This is a genomic window from Bordetella genomosp. 11, assembly GCF_002261215.1.
Classification (GTDB): Bacteria; Pseudomonadota; Gammaproteobacteria; order Burkholderiales; family Burkholderiaceae_B; genus Bordetella_C.
Window position 1 is genome coordinate 2,497,833 of sequence record NZ_NEVS01000004.1, and the last position, 26,144, is coordinate 2,523,976.

The window sequence follows — 26,144 nt, forward strand, 5'->3', positions numbered from 1 at the left end:
GGCCTGCCCGCAAGTCGGCTTGGAATCGTTTTTGGAACCCGAAGGGTGCTCTGCCTGTCGACAATTTTCTGGCGCAGCGCGTATTTCAAAATATTAATATCGAAACTGCAAGTTGCGACCCTTTTTTTCTGAAAATTAAGTAATTTTTCGCCCGGACGGGGTGGATGGGTGTCCAATGCCGTCCGACACCGCGATCGGCCGGCCTGAAGGAGGCCGTCACGCATTTCCAATGGGAGACCGCATTATGGATTTGGGTATCGAAGGACGTACCGCGCTGGTGTGCGCATCCAGCAAGGGATTGGGACGCGCCTGCGCCTTGTCGCTCGCGCGCGAGGGCGTGCGGATCGTCATGTCGGCGCGGGGCGCGGAAGCGCTGGAAGAAGCGGCCGACGCGATTCGCCGTGAAACGGGCGCCACGGTAACGACCGTGGCGGCCGACGTGACCACCGCCGACGGCCGTGCCCGCCTGCTTGCCGCCTGCCCCGACCCCGACATCCTGGTCAACAATGCGGGCGGTCCCAAGCCCGGCGACTTCCGCGAATGGTCCCGCGACGACTGGATCAAGGCCCTGGACGCCAACATGATCGCGCCGATCGAGCTGATCAAGGCCACGATCGACACCATGATCGCCCGCCGCTTCGGCCGCATCGTGAATATCACTTCGGCGGCGGTAAAGATGCCCATCGACCACTTGGGGCTGTCCAACGGCGCGCGTGCCGGGCTGACCGGCTTCGTCGCCGGACTGGCGCGCCAGGTTGCCGAACACAACGTCACCATCAACAACCTGCTGCCCGGCCCGTTCGACACCGACCGCCTGCGTGGCACCGCGATTGCGACGGCGCAGAAGACCGGCAAATCGGTCGAGGACATTCTGGAAGCCCGGCGCAAGACCGTACCGGCCCGGCGCCTGGGCGATCCGGCGGAATTCGGCGATGCGTGCGCCTTCCTGTGCGGCACGCGCGCGGGCTTCATGACGGGACAGAACCTGGTCCTGGATGGCGGCACCTATCCCGGCACGCTGTAGTCCACGCCATCCTATAATTTCGCGATTCATGCCCAGGCATTTTTGCCTGGCCGCCCTTACCTGTTTTTCAGGGTCCATATACGCACCATGCCCGACCTGGATCAAGACACCGTTTCAGCACTGGAAGCTCCCGAATTCGCAGCCGCGCAGTTCGTGCGCTGGTTCCGTGAAGTCGCGCCTTACGTACACGCTTTCCGAGGCAAGACTTTCGTGGTCGCGTTCGGGGGCGAGCTGATCCAGGCCGGGGCCTTGAACCCGCTGGTACAGGACCTGTCGCTGCTTTCGGCGCTGGGCATCCGCCTGGTGCTGGTGCACGGCTCGCGCCCCCAGGTCAACGAACAATTGCGACTGAAGGGCTTCAGCCACCAGTTCGATCGCGGGCTGTCGCCGACGGATGCCGCGTCGCTGGAATGCGCCAAGGAAGCCGCCGGCGAAATCCGCCTGGATATCGAGGCGGCGTTCAGCCAGGGATTGCCGAACACGCCGATGTCGCATTCGCAGATCCGCGTCATCTCCGGCAACTTCGTCACGGCCCGCCCGACGGGCGTCATCGACGGCGTGGATTACCGCCACACCGGCCACGTGCGCAAGATCGATGTCGACGCCATGCGTTTCGCCATGGAAAAAGGCTCGGTGATCCTGCTGTCGCCGCTGGGCTTTTCGCCCACGGGCGAGGCCTTCAACCTTGCCATGGAAGATCTGGCGACCAGCACCGCTGTCGCGCTACGCGCGGAAAAACTGATCTTCCTGTCGACGACCGAAGGCGTGCGCAACGAGGATGGCACCATCGACACCGAACTGGCGCGCGTCGACGCCGATGCCCTGCTGGCCAAGGGCGGCCTGGACGAGGACACGGCGCTATTCGTCAAGTACAGTTCGCAGGCGGTCAAGCGCGGCGTCGCGCGGGCGCACGTGGTGCCCTTCAACCTGGACGGCAGCGTCCTGCTGGAGATCTTCACCCACGACGGCGTCGGCACCATGGTGGTCGAAGACACGCTGGACGACCTGCGACCGGCGACGGTCGACGACGTGGGCGCCATCCTCAGCCTGGTCGAACCGCTGGAAGCCGACGGAACGCTGGTGCCGAGAGGCCGCAGCGTCATCGAGCGGGACGTGGAAAATTTCACGGTCCTGGAGCACGACGGCGTTATCTACGGATGCGCGGCGCTGCACCCTTACCTGGAAGAGCATATGGCCGAAATGGCCTGCCTGATCGTCCACCCGGAATGGCAGGGCTCCGGCGAAGGGGAACTGCTGCTGCGCCACATGGAATCGCGCGCCCGCGCCCTGGGTGCCAAGCGCTTGTTCGTGTTGACGACCCGCACTTCGCACTGGTTCATGAAGCGGGGCTTCGTGCAAGGAGGCATTGCCGATTTGCCGCACGACAAGAAGCAGCACTACAACCGGTCGCGCAACAGCCTGGTCTTCATCAAACGGCTGTAATCCACGCGCCGCCACGCGGCGTTTCGGTAAAATCGACGATCCAACGTTAATCCGGCAGCGATACCCATGACCCGTACTGTTCATTGCGTCAAACTCAAGCGCGACGCCGAAGGGCTCGATTTTCCGCCCTATCCTGGCGAACTCGGCCAGCGCATCTGGCAGCAGGTATCCAAGGAAGCCTGGGAAGAGTGGAAAGGCGTGCAAACGCGCCTGGTCAACGAGAACCGCCTGAACCTTGCCGACGCTCGCGCGCGCAAGTATCTGCAGCAGCAGATGGAACGCTTCCTGTTCGAAGACGGCAGCGTCGAAGCCCAGGGCTACGTGCCGCCCTCGGCCTGACCTGCGGCAACGACGCCGGGTGCCGGCCAGGAAACTGGCCGCCCGGCGCCGCCGGATCGCGCGAGCCCGGTTTTATTCCGTGGTCTCGGCGCTTTCCTCTTCGCCGCGGGCCTGCCGTTCGGCATTCTTGGCCCCGGTATGGCGCACGTCCGCGCCGCGCACCATATAGATCACCCGCTCGGACATGTTCTTGGCATGGTCGCCGATGCGCTCCATCGCGCGCGCGATGAAGATCAGGTCGATCGAAGGCGTGATCGTGCGCGGGTCCTCGATCATGAAAGAAATCAGCTGGCGCAGCGCCGCCTTCCATTCCTTGTCGACTTCCTTGTCGCTGCGCACGACCTGGGCCGCCTGCATCGGATCCAGGCGGGCGAAGGCATCCAGCGACTGGCGCAGCATGGCGCGTACGCTATTGGCCATGTGCCGCAGGTCCACAATGGGCGTGGAACGCAGATCGCTGTCGTGGATGCGTCGCGCGACGGTGGCGATTTTCTCGGCCTCGTCGCCCGAGCGCTCCATGTCGGTCAACATCTTGGAGACGGCCAACAGCATGCGCAGGTCGATCGCGGTGGGCTGGTGGCGCGCCAGGATGTAGCTGATGCGCTGGTCGATGTCGACTTCGTAGCGGTTGACTTCCTTTTCCCGCTCGCGCACTTTGTCGACCAGATCCAGATCGCCGTTGGCCAAGGCATCGATGGCGTCCTGGATCATGGCTTCCACCACACCGCCCATCGCCAGAAACTGCGAACGGACGCCTTCCAGGTCGGCATCGAATTGTTTGTTAGTGTGCTCGGTCATCCGGGCTCCCTGCGGGGTTGACGATGGTTCCATTGCCATGCGAGCCTCCAAGAAATGCCATCAGGAAAGTCCCCGGGCCGCATCGGTCGGCTAGGTTATGACTTCCATGTGACAGGATTATGAACCGTCCGCCGGCGCGGGTCAGGGGCGCTGCAGGCGGCGTATACCCTGCTGCGTCGCCAGCAGGGCGATGTCGGCGCCCGGCTGCGTGAACAGGCCGCAGGTCACCACGCCCGGCAGGTTATTGATGTGCATTTCCAGGGCGGGTGCGTCGGTGATGTTCAGGCCCGCCACATCCAGGATGACATTGCCGTTGTCGGTGACGAATCCCGCGCGCAGCACCGGCTTTCCGCCCAGCGCCTGGAGCTTGCGTGCCACGGCGGCGCGCGCCATGGGGATGACCTCTACCGGCAGGGGAAACGCACCCAGTCGTTCCACCAGCTTGGATTCGTCCGCGATGCAGATGAAGCGGTCGGCCACCGAGGCCACGATTTTCTCGCGCGTCTGCGCCCCGCCGCCGCCCTTGATCATATGCAGTCGGGGATCGATTTCGTCGGCGCCGTCGATATATACCGGCATGCGCTCCACGTCATTCAGATCCAGCACGGGGATGCCGAGCGCCGCCAGCCGGGCCGCGCTGCGTTCCGAACTGGCGACCGTGCCGCGCAGGCGGTCCTTGAAGCGCGCCAGGCCATCGATGAACAGGTCGGCGGTCGAGCCGGTGCCGACGCCGATGACAACATCGGGCCCGGCGACCTGATCGACGATATCCAGGGCGGCCGTGGCGGCCTGCTGCTTCAATTCTTGCTGGCTGAGCATGGGGAACACTCGAAAAAAGTAGGTGAAATACGCGCGGATATACCGTGAAGCGCTGCAATTTAGCAGATCGCCGCCGCCTGCTCGATGCTACGCCGACCGCGCGTCTTCGTCTTCCTGCGCGGACGGTACGTCTTCGCCCAGGCCCGCCAGGATACCGGCCGGGTCCGCGACATCGTCGGGCAAGGCTTCGACCGACTTCAGGCTGCGCAGCATCGCCCGTGTGCGGGTTTCCGTCTGGCCGATCTTGGTGCTGGCCGTCTCCAGCGTGCGCTTGACGCCGGCCAGCGCGTCGCCGAAGCGACCGAATTCCGTCTTGACCGCGCGCAGCACCTGCCAGACCTCGGAGGAGCGGCGTTCGATGGCCAGGGTGCGGAATCCCATTTGCAGGCTGTTCAACAGGGCAGCCAGATTGGCCGGGCCGCTGACATTGACGCGCAGCTGGTGCAGCTTGTCGATCAGGCCCGGTCGCCGCAAGACCTCCGCGTACAAGCCTTCCGTCGGCAGGAACATGATGGCGAAATCCGTGGTGTGCGGCGGCGCGATGTATTTGTCCGCGATGGCGCGCGCCTGCAATTCCACGGCACGCGCCAGCGCCAGCGCCGCCGCGCGCGCGGCATCGCCATCGGCGGCCTGCTCGGCTTCGATCAGGCGCTCGTATTCCTCTTTCGGGAATTTGGCGTCCAGGGGCAGCCAGACCGGCGCGCCATCGTCCGCGCGGCCGGGCAGGCGGATGGCGAATTCGACGATGGCATCGCTGCCGGGCACCGGTTTGACATTGCGCGCGTACTGCTCCGGCGTCATTGTGTCTTCCAGCAGGCGCGCCAACTGAACCTCGCCCCAGGTGCCGCGCGATTTGACGTTGGTAAGGACGCGCTTGAGGTCGCCGACGCCGGCGGCCAGCGTTTGCATTTCCCCCAGTCCCTTGTGGACGGCCTCCAGCCGGTCGGATACCAATTTGAAGGACTCGCCCAGGCGCTGTTCCAGGGTGGCATGCAGCTTTTCGTCCACCGTGCGGCGCATTTCGTCCAGCTTGCCGGCGTTTTCGGCCTGCAGGGCCGAAAGCCGCTGCTCCACCGTCTGACGCACCTCTTGCAAGCGACGATCGTTCATGTCGACCAGGCGCTGTACCTGCTCGCCGAAGACCGTACCGAAACGCCCCAGGGATTCCGCCGACTCGCTGCGCGTAGCCTGCGCGTCGCGCGCCAGCCCGGCGCGCAATTCGTCCAGATGCCGGGCGAGCTCGATGCGCAGGCCGCGCATGGATTCGCTCATCTCGCCGCGCAGGCCGCGCTGGCTTTCCGCCAGTTCGGCGCGCAAGGCGGCCGCCATGCGTTCCTGTTCCGCCACCAGGGCAGCGAGGCGGTCCGCCTCTTTACCGGAACCGCCTGACCGCCAGGCGGCCACACCTGCCGCCAGGGCCGCGACCAGGGCGGCGGCGGCGCTGATCCATGGCAATAGCGCAATGTCGCTTTGAGGCAACACGTTTTCTCCCGTATGGTCAGCGCGCATTGTAGGGCGTGCGCCACATCCCGGAGGTTTCCCTTCCCCGCCGGGCGCTAAAGGGTCAAACTACGGTCACCGTTGAATTTTCGTCATATAAATGTGGCAGTTGCGAAAAAAACAAAAGAGCGCACTCGCCGTCCGGATTGAAGCATGAGTATCGTTTCACTGACGGCACGGCGCGAACAGACGTCCGTCACGCCGCCTCGAGCCCCCTCCGCGCCGGCGGATCTGCAGATTCACAGGCAGTTCCGGCTGCTGGACCTGAGCGGGTTGCAGCCTATCGCCGCGGGCGCCGAGCGGCTGGTATACCAGCATCCCTTCGATCCTTCCCTTCTGGTGAAAGTCGTGGATCTGCCGGGAATGGCCGAACATCTGCGGACGCGGCCGTTGCGCCGCTGGCGCAAGAACCGCCAGCGCGAAGGTCCTTATCGCAACCATGTGGCCGAGCTGGCCGAATACGCGGCCGCCCACAATATCGCGGCGGGACGCTGGAAGGTTCCCATGGCCCGTATCCTGGGACTGGCCCAGACGAACATGGGATTGGGCCTGCTGGTGGAGAAAATCACGGACGGCCAGGGCGGGCTGGCACCGACCATCGAACAGATCGTGCGCGAGCGCGGCCTGGACGAGGCCCTGACGCGCGAACTGGACTATTTTTTCGACACGCTGGCCGACCACCATATCGTCCTGAACGACGTATCGGCCCGCAACGTGGTCATGGGCCAGAATGCCGACGGCGATGCCGGCCTGTACCTGATCGACGGCTTCGGCTCGAAGCAGGCCGTACCCTTGTTCGCCTACAGCAAAATGCTGAACCGCCGGCGCATTCTGCGCAAGTACCATAAAGTGCGCGCCAAATTGCAGGCCCGCAGCCTGGCGCGTGCGCAACAGGCAATCCATACGGTTTGAACCCCTGGGGAAAGAGCGCGAAGCGCCGAGCAAAAGCCGGAAAGGGTCAGGTCCCGGTGACCTGACCCTTGCAAGGCCGGCCATTGCGGGTCACCCAGTCGTAATCGCGGCCGGCCACTTGCCCGCGCCGCAAGGGGTTGCGGGTGCAGAACGGCGCGTACGCCGGATCGACGAAGCGATACGGCAGATGCGCGTCCCGGCCTTCGGGAATGCCGAGCCTGACCGCGCGCACCAGGCGCGCGGGCCGCGCGCCAATATCCTCGACGAAGAAAGTCGATGGGTCGAAATGTTCGCCATCCCAATCCGGTACCTTCAGGCCCAGCGACCGGCACAGCAGGGTCTGTCCGGCGCACAAGCGCTGCGGCGGCCGCGTGTGCCCCTGGGCGTCCGGATTCAATGCCTGCATGCGCGCCAGCGCATCCTCGCCGGACACCGCATCCACCCAGGGGTGTCCGGATTTGATCAGGACGGCGTTGCCCGGCCCACCCGCGCTGATGTTCAGCGAATCGCCGCCACGCGCGTAGTACATGTAGATGGTGCCGCCGTCCATGAACAGTGCCCGACGCTTGTGCGTATAGCCCAGCGAGGCATGGCTGCCCTTGTCGTGCAGGTAATACGCCTCGGTTTCGATGATGCGCGCGGACAGCCACAGGCCTTGGTGGCGGCGGCGCAGAACCATGCCGATGAGCTCGCGGGCCACCTGGCATGCGTCGCGATCGAAAAAGGCGTCGGGCAGCATATGCCCGCCGGTGTCAGGCAAAGCGTTCTGCGTAGCGTTTTTCGGAGAACCCGACAGTCGCCACGCCATCGGGCGTGACGGTAACCGGACGCCGCACCAGCGCGGGATACTCGGCGATCAGCGCCTGCCACTGGCCGTCGGTCGAGGCGGCCTTGCGCGCCTCCGGCAAGGCACGCCAGGTCATGGAGGTGCGGTTCACCAGCTTTTCCCAACCGCCGACCTGCCCCGCCCATTCCTTCAGTGTCGCGGCGGGCACGGGCTGGTCGCGGTAATCGACGAATTCGTGCTTGACCCCGTGTTCGTCCAGCCAGGTGCGCGCCTTGACGCAGGTGCTGCATTGCTTGAGGCCGTAGAGAATGGTCGGGCTCATGGTCAACTCCCTGTCGACGTCCGGCGCTGCAGGCGGTTCGCCACCACGACGCAGATGCCGACGATAAGAATGAAAATTGCCGCCAGCGCATTGACCTCTGGCTTCAGGCCCAGGCGCACGCGCGAGAAGACCTCGATCGGCAAGGTGGTGTAGCCGGGCCCGGACAGGAAGGACGACAGGATCACGTCGTCCAGCGACAGCGTGAAGGACAGCAGCCACGCCGATGCGAGCGCCGGCGCGATCAGCGGCAGCGTGATGGAAAAAAACACCTTGAGCGGCGTGGCGCCCAGGTCCAGCGCCGCCTCTTCCAGGGAACGGTCCAGGTCGCGCACCCGCGACTGGATGATGACGGCGACGAAAGCCATGCAGAAGGTCGTATGCCCGACCCAGATGGTGAAGATGCCGTTTTCCGGCCAGCCTATCGTGCTGCGCACCTCGACGAACATCAGCAGCAGCGAAATACCGATGACGACTTCCGGTATGACCAGCGGCGCGCTCAGCATGCCGACGTATAGCGAAAACCCGCGGAACCGGCCCATGCGGGCCAGCACATAGCCCGCCCACGTGCCGATGACGGTAGCCGCCGTGGCCGCCATGGCGGCCACGCGGAATGACAGCCATGCGGCGCTGAGCAGCGCGTCGTCGTGGAAGAGCGATCCGTACCACTTGAACGAGAAGCCGGACCAGGACGTGACGAGCGGCGAATCGTTGAACGAAAACACCACCAGGCTGAGGATGGGGATGTACAGGAAGGCGAAGCCCAGCCCCAGGGCCAGCGCGCGCATGCCGCGATGAGGCCCTGTCATTACCGGGACTCCCTGCCGGGCTGGACCTGCCTGACCTGGTTGTACTGGAACAGCGCCAGCGGAACCAGGAGCAGCAGGACCATGACGCAGGTCACCGCCGCCGCCATGGGCCAGTCCGCATTATTGAAGAATTCGCTCCACATGACGCGTCCCATCATCAGCGTGTTGGCGCCGCCCAGCATTTCTGGTATGACGTATTCGCCCACCGCGGGGATGAAGACCAGCATGGCGCCGGCGATAACGCCGGGCCGCGACAGCGGCACGGTAATCTGCCAGAAGGCCTGCCACGGCCGCGCACCCAGGTCGTAGGCGGCCTCCAGCAGGCGCAGGTCCAGTTTGACCAGATTGGCGTAGAGGGGCAGGATGAAAAACGGCAGGTACGAATACACCATGCCGATATAGACGGCCAGATCGGTGCGGTAGATTTCCAGCGGCTGAGAGATGATGCCCAGCGCCAGCAGCAGCTTGTTGAGCAGGCCATCGTTGCGCAGGATGCCGACCCAGGCATACACGCGCAGCAGCAGGGACGTCCAGAACGGCAGGATCACGCCCAGCAGCAGCAGGTTGCGCGTGGCCGGCGCCGAGCGCGCGATGTAGTACGCCATGGGGTAGCCGATCAGGATGCAGCAGACGGTACTGATGGCGGCGATCTTGACGGAGCTGAGGTACGTGGCCAGGTAGAGGCTGTCGGTGAACAGCAGCGCATAGCCGCGCAGGTGCAGGCTGAGATTCAGCGCTTCGTCCTTCAGCTGGACCAGCGGCGTGTAGGGCGGCACGCCGAATTGCAGGTCCGCGAGGCTGATCTTCAGCACCAGCAGGAAAGGCACCAGCAGGAACAGCGCCAGCCAGGCGAACGGCGGCACGATGGCCAGCGTGCGCGACGACGGCAGCAGGCGGCGCAGCGGCGCGATATTCATGACGGCAGCACCGTCGCGCTGTCGGCATCCCAGCTCACGTAGACTTCCTCGTGAACCGCGGGCGCCGTGTCCTGGGCGAAGACGCGGCGCGGCACGGTGGCCTCTACCGTCATGCCGGAATCCAGGCGGATGTGATACAGCGCATAGCTACCCATCCAGGCCATGTGCACGACCGCGCCGTGCGCCCAGTTGTAGATGCTTTCCGGCTGCTCGCGCGAGACCACGATGCGTTCCGGCCGTATCGAAACATAGACCTGCATACCCAGCGGTTCGCTGACGCCATGGCTGACGTAAAGTTGGCGCGATAACTGGTCGGATTCGATGGCGACGTGGTCGGGCTCGTCGACGACGATGGTGCCGGGGAACAGATTGGTACTGCCGATGAAGCCGGAGACGAAGCGCGAACTGGGAAATTCGTAGACGTCCTGGGGCGTGCCGATCTGCACGATCTGCCCTTCGGTCATGACCGCCAGGCGATGCGCCATGGTCATGGCTTCTTCCTGGTCATGGGTGACCATGATGCAGGTGACGCCGACCTGCTCCAGGATGCGCACCAGTTCGATCTGCGTGGCCTGGCGGATCTGCTTGTCCAGCGCCGACATGGGTTCGTCCAGCAGCAGCAGCTTGGGGCGCTTGACGAGGCTGCGGGCCAGCGCCACGCGCTGTTGCTGCCCGCCGGACAACTGGTGCGGCTTGCGCCGCGAGTACCCTGCCATTTGGACCAGGTTCAGGGCCTCGAACACGCGGTCATGGATTTCCGCCCGGTCCACGCCTTCCTGCCGGAGCCCGAAAGCGACATTCGCTTCCACCGACATATGCGGGAACAAGGCGTAGGACTGGAACATCATGTTGACGGGCCGGTGGTACGGCGGCACGTCGGTGATGTCCTCGCCATCCAGCAGCACCTGTCCGGAGGTGGCTTGCTCGAAACCGGCCAGCATGCGCAGCAGCGTCGACTTTCCGCAGCCGGAGCTGCCGAGCAAGGCGAAGATTTCGTTGCGGCGCACCGACAGGCTTACCGAGCGCACGGCGACCGTATCGCCGAAGATTTTCACCAGATCGGAGACGCGAACGAACTCGTCGGCATCCGCCGCGTGGGGGGCCGCGTAACGGCTGTCGTTCATGATGCTTATCGCCCGGACTTCAGTTCGGCCCACATGCGCGTCTGCAGGCGCAGGATATCGAAAGGCTGCGCCTTGATGACATACAGCGTCTTGGACACATCCGCCGGTGGATAAATCATGGGGTTGTCCGCGACCGCCTTGACGACGTATTTGCGCGCTTCCTTATTGGCGTTCGGGTAGAACATCTTGTTCGTGATCGCGGCATGGACCTGCGGCGTTTCGATGTAATTGATGAATTTCATCGCGTTTTCCGGATGCGGCGCATCCTTGGGCACGGCCATCACGTCGAACCAGGCGGGCGCCCCGCCCTGCGGAATGAAGTAGTTGATCTCGAAGGGCTGCTTGTTCTGCTGGGCACGATCGCGCGCGATCATGACGTCGCCGGAAAAGCCGTACACCATGCACAGATCCCCCGAGGCCATTTCGTCGATGTAGCCCGATGAACTGAACTGGCGGATATACGGCCGGATTTTCTTCAGGACTTCGAAGGCAGCCTTGTAGTCGTCCGGGTTGCTGCTGTTCGGGTCCTTGCCGATGTAATGCAATACGGCGGGGAAAACCTGGGCGGCCTCGTCCAGCATGGAAATGCCGCATTCCTTCAGCTTGGCGGCGTTTTCCGGCTTGAACAGCATGTCCCAGCTGTCCAGCGGCGCATCCTTGCCCATGATCTGCCGGACCTTGGTGACGTTGTAGCCCAGCCCGTTGGTGCCGTAGCCCCACGGCACGAAATACTTGTTGCCCGGGTCGACCTGGGCGACCAGCGCCATGATTTCGGGATCCAGGTATTGGAGATTGGGCATCTTGGATTTGTCCAGCGGCTGGAACAACCCGCCCTGCAGCTGGCGCGACGCGTAATGCGTGGAGGGAACGACGACGTCGTAGCCGGACTTGCCGGTCAGCAGCTTGGCCTGCAGCGTATCGTTGTTGTCATAGGTGTCGTAGCGCACCTGGATGCCGGTTTCGCGCGTGAAACCCGGCAGCGTATCGGGCGCGGTGTACTCGGCCCAGTTGTAGACATTGACGACGTTTCCTTGCGCCCTGGCCGCCGACAGCGCCGCGAGCGCCACCATAGCCCCGGCCGCAAAGCGCACACCCGCGTTGATCCCCATGATCCCAAGCCCCTTGCCGAGAAGAATTTCGCGGGAGGCTTCCCGCGCGCAAAGGCAAAATAATAATGGGTTTTGCGTCGCCAGTCAGGCCGGCGCCCGCGCCATGCGGTCGCGGTAGGCGCGGGCCAGTTTTTCGTAGAAATCCAGCCCCGTCCGGCCCGCCACCTTTTCAAGGGAACGGCGCAGGCGTTCGATGTTCCGTTGTTTGCCGCGGCCCGAGACGCCTCCTTGCCTGCCGCGATCGAAATCGATGATCCAGGCCTTGCCGCGTGCATCCACCAGGATGTTGTAAGCGTTGAGGTCGGCGTGCCAGACACCGGCCTGGTGCATGCGGGCGATCGCGTCGGCGGCCACGTCCCACACCGGCTGGTCCAGCACCAGGGCCAGCGGGCGCACGTCGGGCAGGCGCGCCACCAGGATGGCGGCTTCGTAGCACATCGGTGCGACGCGCCAGTAGCCGGCGGCCAGCGGCGCCGGCACGGGAAGGCCCTGCGACGACAGGGACTCCAGCAACTGGAACTCCATGAAACAACGGGTGCGCGCTTCGCCCAGCCAGATATAGCGCTGGCGGCTGAGGCGAGCGACCATGCCGCCGCGCCGGTAATGGCGCAGCACGCCGTGGCCGAAGCCGCCGTCCACGAACCAGGCGGCCTGGCGGCCGCCGGCCTGGACCGGCGTCGCGGCGGCGCCATAGTGGGCGGGATCGAACAGTTCCGGGCCGGGCACCGGCACGCTGCGCGCGTCATAGCACATCGCGCCCGGCAGAGCGCCTTCCCAGGCAAGTCGACGCACGTCAGCCGGCACGGTTGCGCATCCAGTCAGCCGTGCCGTAGAAGGCATGCAGCAGCCGGTCCATCAACGGCTGCGGCACATTCATATCCTGCATGGCGCGGCCCATGCACGCGACCCATTGGTCGCGTTCGGCTTCGCCGATGGAAAACGGCAGATGGCGTGCCCGCAAACGCGGATGCCCGTGGCGCTGTACGTAATAGTCCGGCCCGCCGAGATAGCCGCACAGAAACAGGAACAGCTTTTCGCGTGCCGAGTCCAGGCTCGGCCCATGCGCCGCCCGCAAGGCCGCCAGGTCTTCTTCCATGTCCATCAGGTCATAGAAGCGGTTGACCAGGGCGCGCACCGCCTCTTCCCCACCCAGTTGTTCGAATATCGTGCGGCTGTGATCCAGGGGTTCGAAGACGGGCTCGACCCGCGTGGTGGTAGTCATATTGCTTCTCTCAGGGTGACCAGTGGCGGCGTGCGCAACACGCCGCGCAGCGCCCATGCGCCGCCCGCCCATGCCCCCAGCATGCCCGCGGCAATGCTGGCCACCCAGGGCCACAGGCTGAAAGTGATGTCGAAATCGAAAACCCGCTGCGACAGCGCCCAGGCCACCGCGCCCGCGCCCGCCGCGCCCAGCGCGCCCGCCAGCCCGCCCACGGCCAGCAATTCGATGCGCTGCGCGCGTGCCAGTTGGCGGCGCGTGGCCCCCAGCGCCCGCAGCACGGCGGCTTCCCGCACCCGTTCGTCGCGCGTGGCGGCGAGCGCCGCGGTCAGGACCAGCACGCCGGCGGCCAGGGTAAACCCGAACAACAACTGCACTGCCTGCGCGACCTGGTCAAGGACGTCCTGCAGTTGTCGCAGGATGGCATCGACGTCGAATACGGTCAGGTTGGGAAACCGCTGCACCAGGCGCGGCAGCAGTTCGGACTGTCCCGGCGGCAGCCGGAACGAGGTGATCCAGCTTTGCGGCGCATCGGCCAGCACCGAGGGCGACAGCATGGCGAAGAAGTTCGCCCGCATGGTGTCCCAGTCCACGCCGCGCAGGCTGGTCACCGTGACCTCCACCGTCTGGCCCGCGATGTCGAAGGTGAGCTTGTCGCCCATATGCAGGCCCAGCGTGCGCGAAATGCCGGCCTCCATCGAAACCTCGCGCGAGTCCGGCTCCATCCACTGCCCGGCCTCCAGCGTGTTGTACGACGGCATGCGGTCGCTATAGGAAAGATTGAACTCGCGGTCCACCAGTCGCCGGGCGCGATCGTCCGTGTAGTCGGCCGACGATACGGCCCGGCCGTTCACCGCCACGAGACGGCCGCGGATCATCGGGAACAGCACCACGTCGGGGACGCCGGCACCGGTCAGCGTGGCCGCGACGGGTTCGCGCTGGTCGGGCTGGATATTGATCAGGAAGCGATTGGGCGCGTCCGGCGGCAGCGTGCGCTGCCAGCCGGCGATCAGGTCGGTGCGCGTCATGCCCAGCAGCAGCAGCGCCATCAGGCCGATCGACAGCGCGCACACCTGCGTAATCGTCGCGGCGCGGCGCCGCACGACGCCCGCCAGCGCGAAGCGCAACGCCGGCATGCCGCCTGCCGTGCGGCGCAGCCGGCCCAGGGCCTGCACGCAGAGCCAGGTCACCAGGGCAAACGCCGCGAAGGCGCCGAGGAACCCGCCGGCGACCACGGCCCCCAGCTGGACGTCGCCGGCAAACCACCAGATAAGCAGCGCGAAGCCCGCGGCGCCTACCGCATACCCCAGCGCGCTGCCCATGCGCACGCCGCCCGAGTCGCGGCGCAGGACGCGCGCGGGAGGAACGTGGCGCAATTGCGCCAGCGACGGCAAGGCGAAACCGAGCAGCAGCCACATGCCGGTGGCCAGCCCCTGGACGCCGGGCACGAACGACGGCGCCGGCAGGTCCGTGCCCACCATCCGGCCGAGCATGGCGATCAGGCCCAAATGCGCGACGTAGCCCGCGAGTCCCCCCAGGACGGAACCGGCAAGCCCGACCAGGACGAACTCGGCGGATAGCATCCGCGTGATCAGCCCCTGCGTGGCGCCCAGGCAGCGCATGACGGCGATGCCGTCACGATGGCGCAGCATGAAACGGGTCGCGGCCAGGGCAACGGCCACCGCGGAAATCAGCACGGCGAGCAGCGCGACCAGGGAGAGGAAGCGTTGGGCGCGATCCAGCACGCGGCGGATTTCCGGGCGACCCGATTCCACCGTGGACAGTTTCTGGCCCCGCTGCAGCCGTTGGCCCAACCATTCCTTATAGGCGGCAACGGCTTGCGGGTCTCCCGCCGCCAGCAAGCCGTAATCGACCCGGCTGCCCGGCGCGATCAAGCCGGTACGCGGCAGTTCGTCGGCGCGCATCAGCACCCGAGGCGACAGGTTGACGAACGACAGGCCGCGATCGGGTTCGTACGTCACCACGCGCGCGATGCGAAACCGGCTCTCGCCCAACGCGAGCGTGTCGCCCATCCGCACGCCCAGCGAGGCCAGCAACTGCGGATCGACCCATACCGTGCCCGGTTCCGGAATGCCACGCGTGGCGCTTTCCGGGGCCGCGGGCGCGGGCGCCGTGCGCAGGCTGCCGCGCAGGGGATAGCCGGACTCCACGGCCTTGAGCGACACAAGCTGCGCGGCCTGACCCGCCGACGCCATGGAGGGGAACTGGAAGGTGTGGACCAATTGCAACCCCTGGTCCACGGCCTGGCGCTCGAAGGCCGGCGGAATCGGTTCGTCGGCGTCCAGCACGATGTCGCCGCCCAGCATCTGCGCGGCGTCCCGTTCCAGGGCACGGCCGACGCGATCGGCGAGGAATCCGACGCTGGTCACCGCCGCCACGGCGACGATCAGCGCGATCAGCAGGAGGCGAAGCTCGCCCGCGCGCCAATCGCGCAGCAGCGTGCGCGCCCCCAGGCGGATACCGGGAAGCAGGCCGGCGGATGCGGCCGCCGGGACGGCGGCACCGAGACGGGCAGCGGAAGTATCGTGCATGGGCGTATCGTAACCTGACAGTAGGCTTGCCGCCGCGGAACAGGCTTGCCTTCCCGGGGCAAAAAAAAGCGAAGCTCCCTCGCGGAAGCTTCGCCTGCAGGGAACAAGTCCCGGCTTACTTGGCGGGCGTTGCCGGCGTGGCGGGAGTCGCCGACTTCTTCGCCTTCATGTGAGACTTGGCCTTGTGCTTGTGGGTGGTCGACTTCGCCGGCTTGGCGGTCGTACCGGCGTCGGCAGCGAAAACAGCCGGCGCGGCGGTCAGCCCCAGGCACAGAGTGGACGCGGACAAAAACGCAGCAATACGGGAGCGAGTGGTCATTTAAAAACTCCAGATTAAGCAAGGCCACGTGGCCTCATCCCACGAAAATACGGCGACGTGCCGTGTTTCCGTACTGCCTTGGAGCGGCCACGGTCACGAAGGTTTCATGCCCCGTAAAAAAATTTGCATGATCTGCGATTTGGAAATAGTTGAGCCGGATGCAGCCCACATTCCATTCAACTTTTTTTCAGCTTTGGCTGCCTGTTCTCAAGCGCCCTGCGGGCGGCAGGCGGCGCGGAATCAGGCGTTCTTCAATCTATCCAGCGCGTTCTCGAGGCGATCGACCGCCCATACCTCCAGCCCTTCGATCGGCTGCCGCGGCGCGTTGGCCTTGGGTATCAAGGCCACGCTGAAACCCAGCTTGGCCGCCTCGCGCAGGCGTTCCTGCCCACGCGGCGCCGGCCGTATTTCGCCGGCCAGGCCCACCTCGCCGAAGGCGACCAGGCCGCGCGGCAGGGGACGATCGCGCAGGGACGACATAATGGACAGCAGCACGGGCAGATCGGCCGCCGGCTCGGTAATGCGCACACCGCCCACGGCGTTGACAAAGACGTCCTGGTCCGAGGTCACGACACCGGCATGCCGATGCAGCACCGCCAGCAGCATGGCCAGGCGGTTGCTTTCCAGGCCGACGGTCAGGCGGCGCGCGTTGGCGCCCTGCACGCCGTCGACCAGCGCCTGGATTTCCACCAGCAACGGCCGCGTGCCTTCCTGGGTCGCCATCACGCAGGAACCCGCGACCTGCCGATCATGCTGCGAGAGGAACAGGGCCGAGGGATTGGCCACGCCGCGCAAGCCGCGGTCGGTCATGGCGAACACACCCAGTTCGTTGACGGCGCCGAAGCGGTTCTTGAAAGCGCGAACCAGGCGGAAGGACGAATGCGTATCCCCTTCGAAATACAGCACGGTGTCGACGATGTGTTCAAGCACGCGCGGTCCGGCCAGCGCGCCGTCCTTGGTGACGTGGCCGATCATGACGATGGCGATGCCCGTCTGCTTGGCCAGCCGCGTCAGTTGCGCGGCGCATTCGCGTACCTGCGATACCGACCCCGGCGCGGCCGTCAGTTCGCCGCTGTACAGCGTCTGGATGGAATCGATCACCGCCACGGCCGGCTTTTGCTCGGTCACGGCGGCCTGGATGGCTTCCAGGCGGATTTCGGCCAGCAGGTTGACGTTGCCGGTGCTCAAGCCCAGGCGGCGCGCGCGCAAGGCTACCTGCTCGGCGGATTCCTCGCCCGTCACGTACAGCACGCTGGTGCTTTCCGACAGCGACGCCAGCGCCTGCAGCAGCAGCGTGGACTTGCCGATGCCGGGGTCGCCGCCGATAAGCACGACGGCGCCGGCCACCAGGCCGCCACCGAGTACCCGATCGAATTCGTCCAGGCCGGTGGGCTGGCGCGGCACTTCGCGCGCCTCGATTTCGGCGAGGCTGCGCACCGGACTGGACGCGGCCAACGGGGCGTAGCGATGCGTGGCGGCCGCCGCGGGCGCGGCGGTCTCCAGGGTTTCTTCCAGGGTATTCCAGGCCGAGCAATGGGGGCATTTGCCCTGCCACTTCGGGCTGGTGCCGCCACATTCGGCGCAGACGTAGACGGTTCGGGATTTGGCCATGCCGGCAGTTTACCGGCAAGGCAGGGCCACGCCCTGCCTCGGGTGGAGTCTAGCGCCCCGCGACGCTTCCGCCGCCGTCCACCGCCAGCACCTGGCCGGTGATATAGCCGGCGTCGTCGGACAGCAGGAAAGCGATGGCCGCGGCGACATCGGCCGGCGAGCCGATGCGCTTCATGGGGATGGAGGACAGGATGCGCTTTTCGGCGTCGCTGCCGACCGGCCGGCTGGCGCGGAACAGTTCGGTTTCGATCGGACCGGGCGATACGGCGTTCACGGTGATGCCGTATTCGGCCAGTTCCAGCGCCCATGTGCGGGTACAGCCCACCAGGGCGTTCTTGGCGGCGGAATAGCTGGTGCGTTCGTGTCCGCCGTGGATGGCGCGACTGACCACATTGACGATACGGCCGGCGCGCCGGACTTTCATCGATTCGACGAAGGCCTGGGCCACCTGCACGGCCACACGGACGTTGAGGTCCAGCACGTTGTACAGCGCGGCCAGTTCGATGGACCCGAGCGGCTGGGGCAATACCAGGCCGACGTTGTTGACGACCGCATCCACCGGAAACTTGTCGCGGATCTCGCGCAGCGTTTCCTCGGTCTTGCCGGCATCCGCCAGATCGCAGGCATAGAGATAGCCCGGAAAGTCCACATCGCCGGTGTTGCGCGCGATGCCGACCACGTGGCATCCCATGTCCGCCAGGCGACGTGTCAACGCCCAGCCTATTCCCTTGGTGGCACCCGTAACGAGCACGCATTTATCTTTCATGATCTACCTCGACAACGTCCTGCTTACCGCAAAGCACCGAGTAGACCACCAACCCGGCCGCGCTGTCTTGCCCTTTTTCGTGACATGTTACTTGGGCATTTTGGGGCCGATAGGCCGGCGCGGCGGGCGCCGATCCGGGCGTCCGGATCGGCCCGCATCGTAGGCGCCATCTGGCGTCCCGGCCGGGGGCCGCGGACGCCGGCGCGGCGCGCTCAGTCCACCGACGCGTGCGACTGCTGGACGATCGTCCGCCAGCGGGCGATTTCGTCGGCCAGGAATTTCTTGAAGAACGCCGGCGATTCCGCCATCGGCGCCATTCCCAGGTCCTCGAACCGCTTGCGCAGCTCCGGCTGCTCCATGGCCTGGTTGACCGCCTTGTTCAGCTTGTCGACGATGGGCTGCGGCGTGCCGGCAGGCGCCACGATGGAATACCAGGTCGAGACGTTCATGTCGTTCATCCCCTGCTCGGCCATGGTCGGGATATTGGGCACCGCGGGAAAACGCTTGGCGCTTGCAATGGCCAGCGCCTTGAGCTGCCCGCTTTCGATCAGTTGCTTGCTGCTGGGAATATTGATGAAGGTAAAGTCGGCCTCGCCGCCGATGACGGCCGTCAAGGCCGGGGCGGAACCCTTGTAAGGAACGTGCGTGGCCTCGAAGCCCCCCTTCTGCTTGAAGAGTTCGCCTGCAAGATGCTGGGTACTGCCGCTGCCCGCCGACGAAAAATTCAGCTTGCCGGGATGCTTCTTGCCGTACGCGACCAGATCGGCGACGGAATTGACCGGCAGCTTGGGATTGACCAGCAGCAGGTTGGGCGCCTCCGCGAAAATGGCGACCGGCTCGAAATCCTTGACCGCGTCGTAGTCCAGCTTCTTGTACAAGGTAACGTTGACGGCGAGCGCGGTGGAAGACAGCGAGAGGGTATAGCCGTCCGGCGCCGACCTGGCCACATACGACGCCGCGATGTTCGTCCCCGCGCCCGGCCGGTTTTCCACCACGATGGAACCGTGCAGGATGGACGCGAGTTCCTTGGCAAGCAGCCGCGCCGCGACGTCGTTGCCGCCGCCCGGCGCGTAGCCCACGACCAGTTTGATCGGATGATCCGGATATTTGTCCGCGGACGCGGACTGCGCGTGCGCGCTGCCCGCCAACAGCGACAAACCGAGCAAGGCCACCTTAAGGGAACCAGGGAACTTCATATGCAGCATCTCCTTTGTTGTATGTGTATATCCCATCGCTCTAATCGCGAGGAATCCGTGCATCCACGCCGGCGGCGCCGGCATCGATCATCACACCATCGGCGCGCGCGTGCGCCAGCTCCGCGATGGTGTTGTAGCCCATCATCCCGAGCGCGCGGGATACTTCGGCGCCGAGCAGCCGGGCCGCATGCGCGACGCCCGGTTCGCCCGCCACCACATTGGCGAAATTGAAGGGCCGGCCGACAAAGACGAAATCCGCCCCCAGGGCGAGCGCCTTGACGACATCCGTACCGCGGCGAAAGCCGCCATCGACCATGACGGGAACCCGCGGGCCGGATTGTTCCAGCGCCGCGATGATGGCGGGAAGCATGCGGACCGCCGACGGGCTGCCGTCGAGCTGGCGCCCGCCATGGTTGGACACGATCAGGCCGTCCGCGCCGCGGTCGCGCGCAATGCGGCAGTCTTCGGGATGCAGCAGTCCCTTGACGATCAGTTTGCCCGTCCAGGAAGCCCGGATCATGGAGAACCGCTCCCAGTCCATATGGTCCTTCGGGGCATGATCCCGGATGGCATTGGCCGAGATAATGGGCGCGCCCCGCGTGGCGAACGAGTTCTCGAAATGCGGCATGCCGGAGCGCAGCAATGTCCGCAGGAAAACCCGCGCCAGCCAGCGCGGATGGGAAAGGCCATCCCACGCCAGGGAAAGGCTGGGGCGCAAAGGCGTGGTAAATCCCGCGCGCACCTGGTTTTCCCGGCTTGCCCCGACAAAGGTATCGAAGGTCAGCACCAGATTGCGGTACCCGGCGGTCTTTATGCGCTGCAGCAGCGCGGTCGTGCGCTCCAGGTCCCCGGGCAGGTAGGCCTGGAACCAGGCGTCCGGATTGACGGCAATGACGTCTTCCATGCGGATCGTCGAAGTGCCGCTGACGATCATGGGAATATGGAAGGCCTTGGCCGCGCGCGCCAGCGCGATGTCACCCCGATAGGCGGCGAGCGCCGAAAGCCCCATGGGGCAGATACCGAAAGGCGCGGCCCACTGTTCGCCGAACAGCGCGGTGGCGATGGACCGCTTGGATACATCGCGCATGACCCGCGTGACCAGCAGGTACTCGTCGAACACCGCGCGGTTCTCTTTCAGCGTGCGCCTGTCCTCCGTGCCCCCGGCGACATATTCGTAGACCGCGCCAGGCAGGATGCGATGGGCCTGCCGCTGGAAGTCGTCGAGGGAAAGAATGCGTTGCAAAACCCTGGGGTTGATCTGCGATGCCATTTATTTATCGGGCTTGGCGCAATTGCATTGGCCGCGACCGCCCCGCAGGCCAAGCTGCTGGTGTCTCCGGACAGGCGTTGGCGCCGGTTCTTTTTTTCTGGGTTACGTTCGATTTGCCTAGTGTGACGGGTCCGCGCGCAAACCGCATTCGGTCCTGCCAAACGGCCGTTTGGCGCAAACGAAGGGCGCCGGCGCGAAAGCGGCGGAATCCACGGGTGCTATGCTTTCGCGGCCGGATCGCCGCATGGCCGCCTCGCCGCGCTGCACGGATGGCCATGGGCGTACGCCTTCCCCACAGTCATGGAACTCAGACAGCTTCGATCCTTCGTCCGTGTCGTCGAACTCAGCAGCATGGGACGGGCAGCCCTTGAGCTTGGCATCGCCACGTCGACACTGAGCCAGCAAATCAGCCAACTCGAAAACGAGCTGGCCACCCGGCTGCTGCAGCGGCGTTCCACCGGCGTATTCCCCACGGAAGCAGGCCTGGACTTCTGGCACCAGGCGCAGGTAATTCTGCGGCAGGTCGACATCGCGGCGGCCGTGGCGAAACAGGGCAGGTTTTCCGGCCAGGTCAGCGTCGGCATGGCCACCACGACCGCGGCCGTCCTGGCGGTGCCGCTTCTGCAGGCGATGCGCGAACGCTATCCGACGGTCCGGGTCAGGATCATCGAGGCGCCCACCAGCCATCTGGCCGCCTTGCTGAACTCCCGGCAGCTGGACCTGGCGCTGCTGTTCGAGGCCAATGACCCCAGGCGCTGGAGCGTCACGCCCCTGCTCGACGAACGGCTGTTCGTGGTGGCGCGAACGGATTTGCCGGCCCTCCCTTCCACGCTGGCCTCCGCCAAAAGCGTAAGGGTCAGCCAGATAGGCGATCTGCCCCTGATCATGCCGGGAAACGGCCATGCCCTGCGCGACCTGCTTACCACCAGTTTTCAATCGGTGAACCAGACGCCCAACGTGGTACTGGAAATCGAAGGGGCGCATAGCCTGATGCGGGCCGTCCGCGCGGGCCTGGGCGCGACCGTACAGCCGGGCGCCGTGCTGTCCATGCTGTCATCGGAAAGCGAAACCATGGGCGAGGACGCATTGCTGCGCGCCATACCGATCGAGGACACGTCGATGCGCCGCCCCTGCCTGCTGGCCAGCTTTTCGGACGACGAGTTATCCCCGGCGGGCCTGGCGACACGGGTGATACTGATCCAATTGGCTCGGCAGCTCGCCCAGGATGGCGTGTGGCGTGGCGCCATCACGCCGTAAGCGGCCCGATACACGGCCCGATACGCCGGTTTACCGCGGCGGCGTCCGCCTGCATACCTGATTTGCCTGCGCCGGCATAGCTCGCGCGCGCGGCGCCCCATACCATGCACCCCACGGAGACAACATCAAAAAACGCGTGGAGGCAACTTGCGAACGGCACTTGCGCTGCTGGCCGCGCTCGCGATGGCGGGCGCCTGGGCCCCTGCCACCCGGGCCGCGGACGGAGCGAACGCGTATCCCCAACATGCCATCACCCTGGTCAACCCCTACGCCGCCGGGGGGCCGGCCGATATCGTGGCGCGCAGCCTGGCGCGCGCGCTGGAAAAACGCCTGGGCCAGGCCGTGGTGGTGGAAAACAAAGCGGGAGGCGGCGCATCGATCGGCACCGCTTTCGTGGCACGCGCAAAGGCGGACGGTTATACGCTGCTACTGGGCACATCCGCCGGCCACGTCGTCACGCCGCTGATGCAGAAAACCCCCTACGACGGTGTGCGGGACTTCGCCTTTTGTTCGGTGGTGGCCGTGCAGCCCATCATGCTGGCCGTGAACCCGCAGCGCGGCATCGGTACGCTGGCCGAATTGATTGCCCGCGCGCGCGCCGAGCCCGGCAAGCTCAGCTACGGCTCGGCCGGCGTGGGTGGCGCCACCCACCTGGGCGCCGAACTGTTCCAGCAGGCGGCGCACATCAGGTTGAACCACATCCCCTATCCCGGCGCATCGCCCGCCATCAATGATGCCGTGGGCGGACAATTGGACATGGTCATGCTGAATCTATCGGCCAGCCTGCCATTCATCCGGCAAGGCCGCCTGGTCCCGCTGGCTTATGCCTCGGCCAGCAGGTCGCCCCTGTTGCCCGATGTCCCCACCCTGGACGAGGCCGGCGTACACGGGGCGCAATCGGCCACCTGGTACAGCCTGGCGGCCCCGGCGGGTACGCCGCCGGCCATCGTGCAGCGCCTGAGCGGCGCCGTGCGCGAGGTGAACGAGGACCCCGACTACCGCCGCGTGATGCAAGACCAGGCCATAGAGCTGATGGCACTTGCGCCCGACCAGGCGCAGGCCTATGTCGAAAAAGATCGCGCCGACATGCGGGCCTTGCTGGGCCGGCTGGGCCTGCTTGCGCAATGACGCCCATGATCGCCGGCGATACACGTCACGCGCGCCGCATGCCCTGTTGCCGGCCGTGGGGGGCCACGCTGCCGTGAACTACGACTTCGGCGCATTAAGCCCAGCGGACGCCTTCAAGCTGCTGTCCAGCGTGGTCGTGCCGCGGCCCATCGCGTGGGTCGTTACCCTATCGGCCGACGGCGCGCTGAATGCCGCCCCGTTTTCGTTCTTCAATCTGGTCAGCAGCGATCCGCCGATCGTGGCGCTCGGCATCGGGCCGCGCGACGGGCAACTGAAGGACACGTCGCGCAATATCCTGGCCACCGGCGAGTTCGTGATCAACGTCGCCTCGGCGGAATTGGCCGAGCAGATGAACCACACCAGCCTGGACTACATCGCCGACGTCAATGAGTTGACCCGGGCGGGACTGGGCACGGCACCGTCGCTGCGAGTCGCGCCGCCGCGCATCGCACAGAGCCCGGCGGCATTGGAATGCCAGGTGTGGAAGACGCTGGAGGCCGCGCCCCAGCGCGTTATCGTATTGGCGCGCGTCGTGGCGATGTACCTGCGGGACGACGCGATCCTGAACCCCGAAAGATTCCATGTGGATACGCCGGGGTTGCAGTTGCTGGGACGCATGCATGGCGCGGGCTGGTACGCCCGCACCAGCGATCTGTTCCAGATGCCGGCACCCGATGCCGCCGACGATCCCGCGGTGCGGCCGCCCCAGGGCCATTGACCGCCGCCGCAACCGGTTTTCCTGGAGACAAGAATGAAATTGCATTGGTCGCCGCGTTCCCCCTTCGTCCGCAAGGTCATGATCGTGCTGTACGAGGCCGGCATCGAAGACCGGGTAAGCTGCGTGCGGACGCCGGTGGCGATGGACAAGCCCAACCTGGACCTGCTGCCCGACAACCCGCTCCTGAAGCTGCCCACCCTGGTACTGGACGATGGCAGCAGCATCTACGACTCGCGTGTCATCTGTGGCTACCTGAACGATCTGGCCGCCGCCGGCCTGCTGCCGGCCGAACCGCGCGCGCGGCTGACGGCGGAACGCCGCCAGGCGCTGGGCGACGGCCTGCTGGATGTGCTGCTGCTCTATCGCCAGGAACGCAACAAGCCCGCGGCGCGCCAGACGCCGGCCTGGCTGGACGCCTTCGCGCTGAAGCTAAAGGCGGTGCTGGCCGCGCTGGAAACCGAAGGACCCGCCCTGCGGGCCACGCCGTTCGACCTGGGCCTGATCGCGGTCGGCTGCGCCCTCTCGTATCTGGACTACCGGTTCGCCGACCTGCCCTGGCGCGACGGCCATCCCGCCCTGGCGGCCTGGCACAAGGACTTCGCCACGCGTCCGTCGGTGGCGCGCAGCCTGCCCGACGACACGGCGGCCTGAATCGAAAAGGACGAGACATGAGCCGTATTCCCTTCCCCACGCCCGACACGATGAACGAAGCACAGCGACGCGTCTACGAACGCATCGTCTCGGGCCCGCGCGGCCGGCTGGTCGGCCCGCTGCGCGCCGCCCTGCACAACCCGGAGCTGGCCGAACGATGGCAGGCCTTCGGCGCCTTGCTGCGCTACGGCACCAGCCTGCCCCCGCGCGTCAGCGAGCTGGCCATCGTCGTGACCGCACGCCGCTGGAACAGCCAGATCGAATGGCATATCCACGCGCAGGCCGCCGCGGAAGCGGGGATCGCGCCCGCCGTACTGGAAGCCATCCGGGCGCGCCGCGCGCCGGAATTCGACACACCGGAGGACGCACTCGTCTATGAATTCGCCCGCCAGCTGCAGGAAACCGGCCAGGTCGCGCCGGGCGTGTACGCCCGGGCGATCGAATGCTGGGACGTGGCCGGCGTGGTCGAGCTGACCGCCGTCATCGGCTACTACACGCTGGTCTCCATGACGCTGAACGCCCACGAGATCCCCATGCCCGACGACGCCACCGCGCCGCTGGATGTACCCGCCGAAGGCGGCCAACCCACGTTGAGCCGCCTGCCGCCAGCGCGCAAGGATGGCGCATGAGCACCGAGCCGACGGGTGGAGCCTATATCCCCGCGACGACGCAAGCGCCGCGCATGCCGGGCCGGCCACGACATGCGCTGCCGCCGCAAGCCTGCGATGCCCATTGCCATGTATTCGGCCCCTACGATCGCTTTCCGTTGCGGCAGCCATCTTCGTACACGGCGCCGGACGCGCCGGCCGACCGCTATCTGCGCATGCTGGACACCCTGGGCGCGCAACGCGGCGTGCTGGTGCAGCCCGCGCCCTACGGTACCGACCCGGCTGCCTTGCTGGATGCCCTAGGACAAGGATCGGGCCGATTGCGGGGCGTGGCAGTCGCCGGTCCCGACATCAGCGACGAACGCCTGCGCGCGCTGCACGACGGCGGCGTGCGTGGGCTGCGCTTCGTCGAAGCTCGCGATCCCGCGGGCAGGCTCTTTCCGGGCAGCGTCGGCTTCGACCAGATCGCGGCGCTGGCGCCGCGCATGAAGGCGCATGGACTGCATGCCCAATTGTGGGCGCCCTGCGACGTATATGCGCGCCATTTGCCGGCGCTAACGCGCCTCGGGCTGCCCCTGGTCATCGATCACCTGGGCAGCCTGGTACCGTCGCGCGGACCGCTGGACCCGGTGTTCCAGCAGCTGCGCGGCCTGCTCGCCGACGGCGCCATCTGGATGAAGCTGACGCTGTGCCGGGTCGGCACGGCGCCGGACTACGCGGATGCCCGCTATCTGCACGACGCCTTCGCCGCCGCCAACCCGGAGCAGGTGCTATGGGGTTCGGACTGGCCTTTCGTGCGCATGGGCGATAAAGCACCCGCGGCCGATGCGTTGGCGGACCTGGCCTGGGAATGGCTGGGAGACGACGCGCTGCGCCGCAAGGTATGGGTGGACAACCCGGCCCGCCTGTACGGGTTCCAAGGGCCCGCCGACGCATGACGGCGCCGGGC

General features: G+C 66.1%; 27 protein-coding genes. 10 read left to right on the forward strand and 17 right to left on the reverse strand.

Annotation, left to right across the window (positions count from 1 at the left end; all coding sequences use genetic code 11):
* Positions 1–244: 244 nt before the first annotated feature.
* From CAL28_RS18835 to CAL28_RS18845, 3 genes are all read left to right on the forward strand, one after another.
* A complete protein-coding gene (locus CAL28_RS18835; RefSeq protein ID WP_094842787.1) occupies positions 245–1,024 on the forward strand; it encodes an SDR family oxidoreductase in 780 nt (259 codons plus the stop codon).
* Between the two features lie 87 nt (positions 1,025–1,111).
* Positions 1,112–2,467, forward strand: coding sequence for an amino-acid N-acetyltransferase (argA, locus tag CAL28_RS18840; RefSeq protein WP_094844710.1), 1,356 nt, complete (start codon positions 1,112–1,114; stop codon positions 2,465–2,467).
* 66 nt (positions 2,468–2,533) lie between these two features.
* Positions 2,534–2,806 (forward strand): oxidative damage protection protein, encoded by a 273-nt coding sequence (locus CAL28_RS18845; protein WP_066638192.1) that lies wholly within the window; start codon positions 2,534–2,536, stop codon positions 2,804–2,806.
* A gap of 72 nt (positions 2,807–2,878) precedes the next feature.
* On the opposite strand, the gene phoU is transcribed toward CAL28_RS18845, so the two are convergent.
* The 3 genes from phoU to rmuC form a co-directional block, all read right to left on the reverse strand.
* Positions 2,879–3,604: a phosphate signaling complex protein PhoU gene (phoU, locus tag CAL28_RS18850; RefSeq protein ID WP_094842788.1), complete on the reverse strand. Its 726-nt coding sequence runs from the start codon at positions 3,602–3,604 to the stop codon at positions 2,879–2,881.
* A 141-nt stretch (positions 3,605–3,745) separates the two neighbouring features.
* Positions 3,746–4,423 (reverse strand): ribose-5-phosphate isomerase RpiA, encoded by a 678-nt coding sequence (gene rpiA / locus CAL28_RS18855; RefSeq protein ID WP_094842789.1) that lies wholly within the window; start codon positions 4,421–4,423, stop codon positions 3,746–3,748.
* Between the two features lie 87 nt (positions 4,424–4,510).
* Positions 4,511–5,905: a DNA recombination protein RmuC gene (gene rmuC / locus CAL28_RS18860; protein ID WP_440588401.1), complete on the reverse strand. Its 1,395-nt coding sequence runs from the start codon at positions 5,903–5,905 to the stop codon at positions 4,511–4,513.
* Positions 5,906–6,076: 171 nt separating this feature from the next.
* Between rmuC and CAL28_RS18865 the strand changes: the two genes are divergently transcribed.
* Positions 6,077–6,835, forward strand: a complete 759-nt coding sequence (locus CAL28_RS18865; protein WP_094842791.1) for a YrbL family protein — start codon at positions 6,077–6,079, stop codon at positions 6,833–6,835.
* Positions 6,836–6,881: 46 nt separating this feature from the next.
* Here the strand turns inward: CAL28_RS18865 and CAL28_RS18870 are convergent, their stop codons facing one another.
* From CAL28_RS18870 to CAL28_RS18935, 14 genes are all read right to left on the reverse strand, one after another.
* Complete coding sequence (locus tag CAL28_RS18870) at positions 6,882–7,574, reverse strand: DNA-3-methyladenine glycosylase (protein ID WP_094842792.1); 693 nt, start codon at positions 7,572–7,574, stop codon at positions 6,882–6,884.
* 13 nt (positions 7,575–7,587) lie between these two features.
* The gene (locus CAL28_RS18875; protein WP_094842793.1) at positions 7,588–7,944 is read right to left on the reverse strand and encodes an arsenate reductase; all 357 of its coding nucleotides are present in this window, start codon (positions 7,942–7,944) and stop codon (positions 7,588–7,590) included.
* Between the two features lie 2 nt (positions 7,945–7,946).
* Positions 7,947–8,750: an ABC transporter permease subunit gene (locus CAL28_RS18880; protein ID WP_094842794.1), complete on the reverse strand. Its 804-nt coding sequence runs from the start codon at positions 8,748–8,750 to the stop codon at positions 7,947–7,949.
* Positions 8,750–9,667: an ABC transporter permease subunit gene (locus CAL28_RS18885; RefSeq protein WP_094842795.1), complete on the reverse strand. Its 918-nt coding sequence runs from the start codon at positions 9,665–9,667 to the stop codon at positions 8,750–8,752. Before CAL28_RS18885 ends, CAL28_RS18880 begins: the two co-directional genes overlap by 1 nt.
* Positions 9,664–10,791 carry an ABC transporter ATP-binding protein gene (locus CAL28_RS18890; RefSeq protein ID WP_094842796.1) on the reverse strand — a complete coding sequence of 376 codons (1,128 nt, stop codon included), beginning with the start codon at positions 10,789–10,791 and terminating at the stop codon, positions 9,664–9,666. Before CAL28_RS18890 ends, CAL28_RS18885 begins: the two co-directional genes overlap by 4 nt.
* Before the next feature lie 5 nt (positions 10,792–10,796).
* Positions 10,797–11,900 carry a polyamine ABC transporter substrate-binding protein gene (locus CAL28_RS18895; RefSeq protein ID WP_094842797.1) on the reverse strand — a complete coding sequence of 368 codons (1,104 nt, stop codon included), beginning with the start codon at positions 11,898–11,900 and terminating at the stop codon, positions 10,797–10,799.
* Between the two features lie 84 nt (positions 11,901–11,984).
* Positions 11,985–12,704, reverse strand: a complete 720-nt coding sequence (locus CAL28_RS18900) for a 3-deoxy-D-manno-octulosonic acid kinase (RefSeq protein ID WP_094842798.1) — start codon at positions 12,702–12,704, stop codon at positions 11,985–11,987.
* Entirely contained in the window at positions 12,694–13,122 is a 429-nt protein-coding gene (locus CAL28_RS18905) for a group II truncated hemoglobin (protein WP_094842799.1), read from the reverse strand. The genes CAL28_RS18900 and CAL28_RS18905 overlap by 11 nt, the downstream gene beginning before the upstream one ends.
* Complete coding sequence (locus tag CAL28_RS18910; RefSeq protein ID WP_094842800.1) at positions 13,119–15,671, reverse strand: ABC transporter permease; 2,553 nt, start codon at positions 15,669–15,671, stop codon at positions 13,119–13,121. Before CAL28_RS18910 ends, CAL28_RS18905 begins: the two co-directional genes overlap by 4 nt.
* A gap of 115 nt (positions 15,672–15,786) precedes the next feature.
* On the reverse strand, positions 15,787–15,990 hold the full coding sequence (locus CAL28_RS18915) for a hypothetical protein (RefSeq protein WP_094842801.1): 204 nt from the start codon (positions 15,988–15,990) through the stop codon (positions 15,787–15,789).
* Positions 15,991–16,230: 240 nt separating this feature from the next.
* Positions 16,231–17,601, reverse strand: coding sequence for a DNA repair protein RadA (gene radA / locus CAL28_RS18920; protein ID WP_094842802.1), 1,371 nt, complete (start codon positions 17,599–17,601; stop codon positions 16,231–16,233).
* Positions 17,602–17,650: 49 nt separating this feature from the next.
* Positions 17,651–18,367 (reverse strand): SDR family oxidoreductase, encoded by a 717-nt coding sequence (locus tag CAL28_RS18925; protein ID WP_094842803.1) that lies wholly within the window; start codon positions 18,365–18,367, stop codon positions 17,651–17,653.
* 212 nt (positions 18,368–18,579) lie between these two features.
* Positions 18,580–19,563, reverse strand: coding sequence for a tripartite tricarboxylate transporter substrate binding protein (locus CAL28_RS18930; protein ID WP_094842804.1), 984 nt, complete (start codon positions 19,561–19,563; stop codon positions 18,580–18,582).
* Between the two features lie 40 nt (positions 19,564–19,603).
* On the reverse strand, positions 19,604–20,833 hold the full coding sequence (locus tag CAL28_RS18935; RefSeq protein WP_094842805.1) for an alpha-hydroxy acid oxidase: 1,230 nt from the start codon (positions 20,831–20,833) through the stop codon (positions 19,604–19,606).
* A gap of 300 nt (positions 20,834–21,133) precedes the next feature.
* Here CAL28_RS18935 and CAL28_RS18940 point away from each other — a divergent pair, with 300 nt between their 5' ends.
* The 6 genes from CAL28_RS18940 to CAL28_RS18965 all read left to right on the forward strand — a co-directional run bounded on the left by CAL28_RS18940 (position 21,134) and on the right by CAL28_RS18965 (position 26,133).
* The gene (locus CAL28_RS18940) at positions 21,134–22,090 is read left to right on the forward strand and encodes a LysR family transcriptional regulator (protein ID WP_094842806.1); all 957 of its coding nucleotides are present in this window, start codon (positions 21,134–21,136) and stop codon (positions 22,088–22,090) included.
* 147 nt (positions 22,091–22,237) lie between these two features.
* Positions 22,238–23,218 carry a tripartite tricarboxylate transporter substrate binding protein gene (locus CAL28_RS18945; RefSeq protein ID WP_440588402.1) on the forward strand — a complete coding sequence of 327 codons (981 nt, stop codon included), beginning with the start codon at positions 22,238–22,240 and terminating at the stop codon, positions 23,216–23,218.
* Between the two features lie 73 nt (positions 23,219–23,291).
* Positions 23,292–23,936 carry a flavin reductase family protein gene (locus tag CAL28_RS18950; RefSeq protein WP_094844712.1) on the forward strand — a complete coding sequence of 215 codons (645 nt, stop codon included), beginning with the start codon at positions 23,292–23,294 and terminating at the stop codon, positions 23,934–23,936.
* A 33-nt stretch (positions 23,937–23,969) separates the two neighbouring features.
* Positions 23,970–24,587, forward strand: coding sequence for a glutathione S-transferase family protein (locus CAL28_RS18955; RefSeq protein ID WP_094842807.1), 618 nt, complete (start codon positions 23,970–23,972; stop codon positions 24,585–24,587).
* 17 nt (positions 24,588–24,604) lie between these two features.
* Positions 24,605–25,216, forward strand: a complete 612-nt coding sequence (locus CAL28_RS18960; RefSeq protein ID WP_094842808.1) for a carboxymuconolactone decarboxylase family protein — start codon at positions 24,605–24,607, stop codon at positions 25,214–25,216.
* The gene (locus CAL28_RS18965) at positions 25,213–26,133 is read left to right on the forward strand and encodes an amidohydrolase family protein (RefSeq protein WP_094842809.1); all 921 of its coding nucleotides are present in this window, start codon (positions 25,213–25,215) and stop codon (positions 26,131–26,133) included. The genes CAL28_RS18960 and CAL28_RS18965 overlap by 4 nt, the downstream gene beginning before the upstream one ends.
* Positions 26,134–26,144 lie beyond the last annotated feature (11 nt).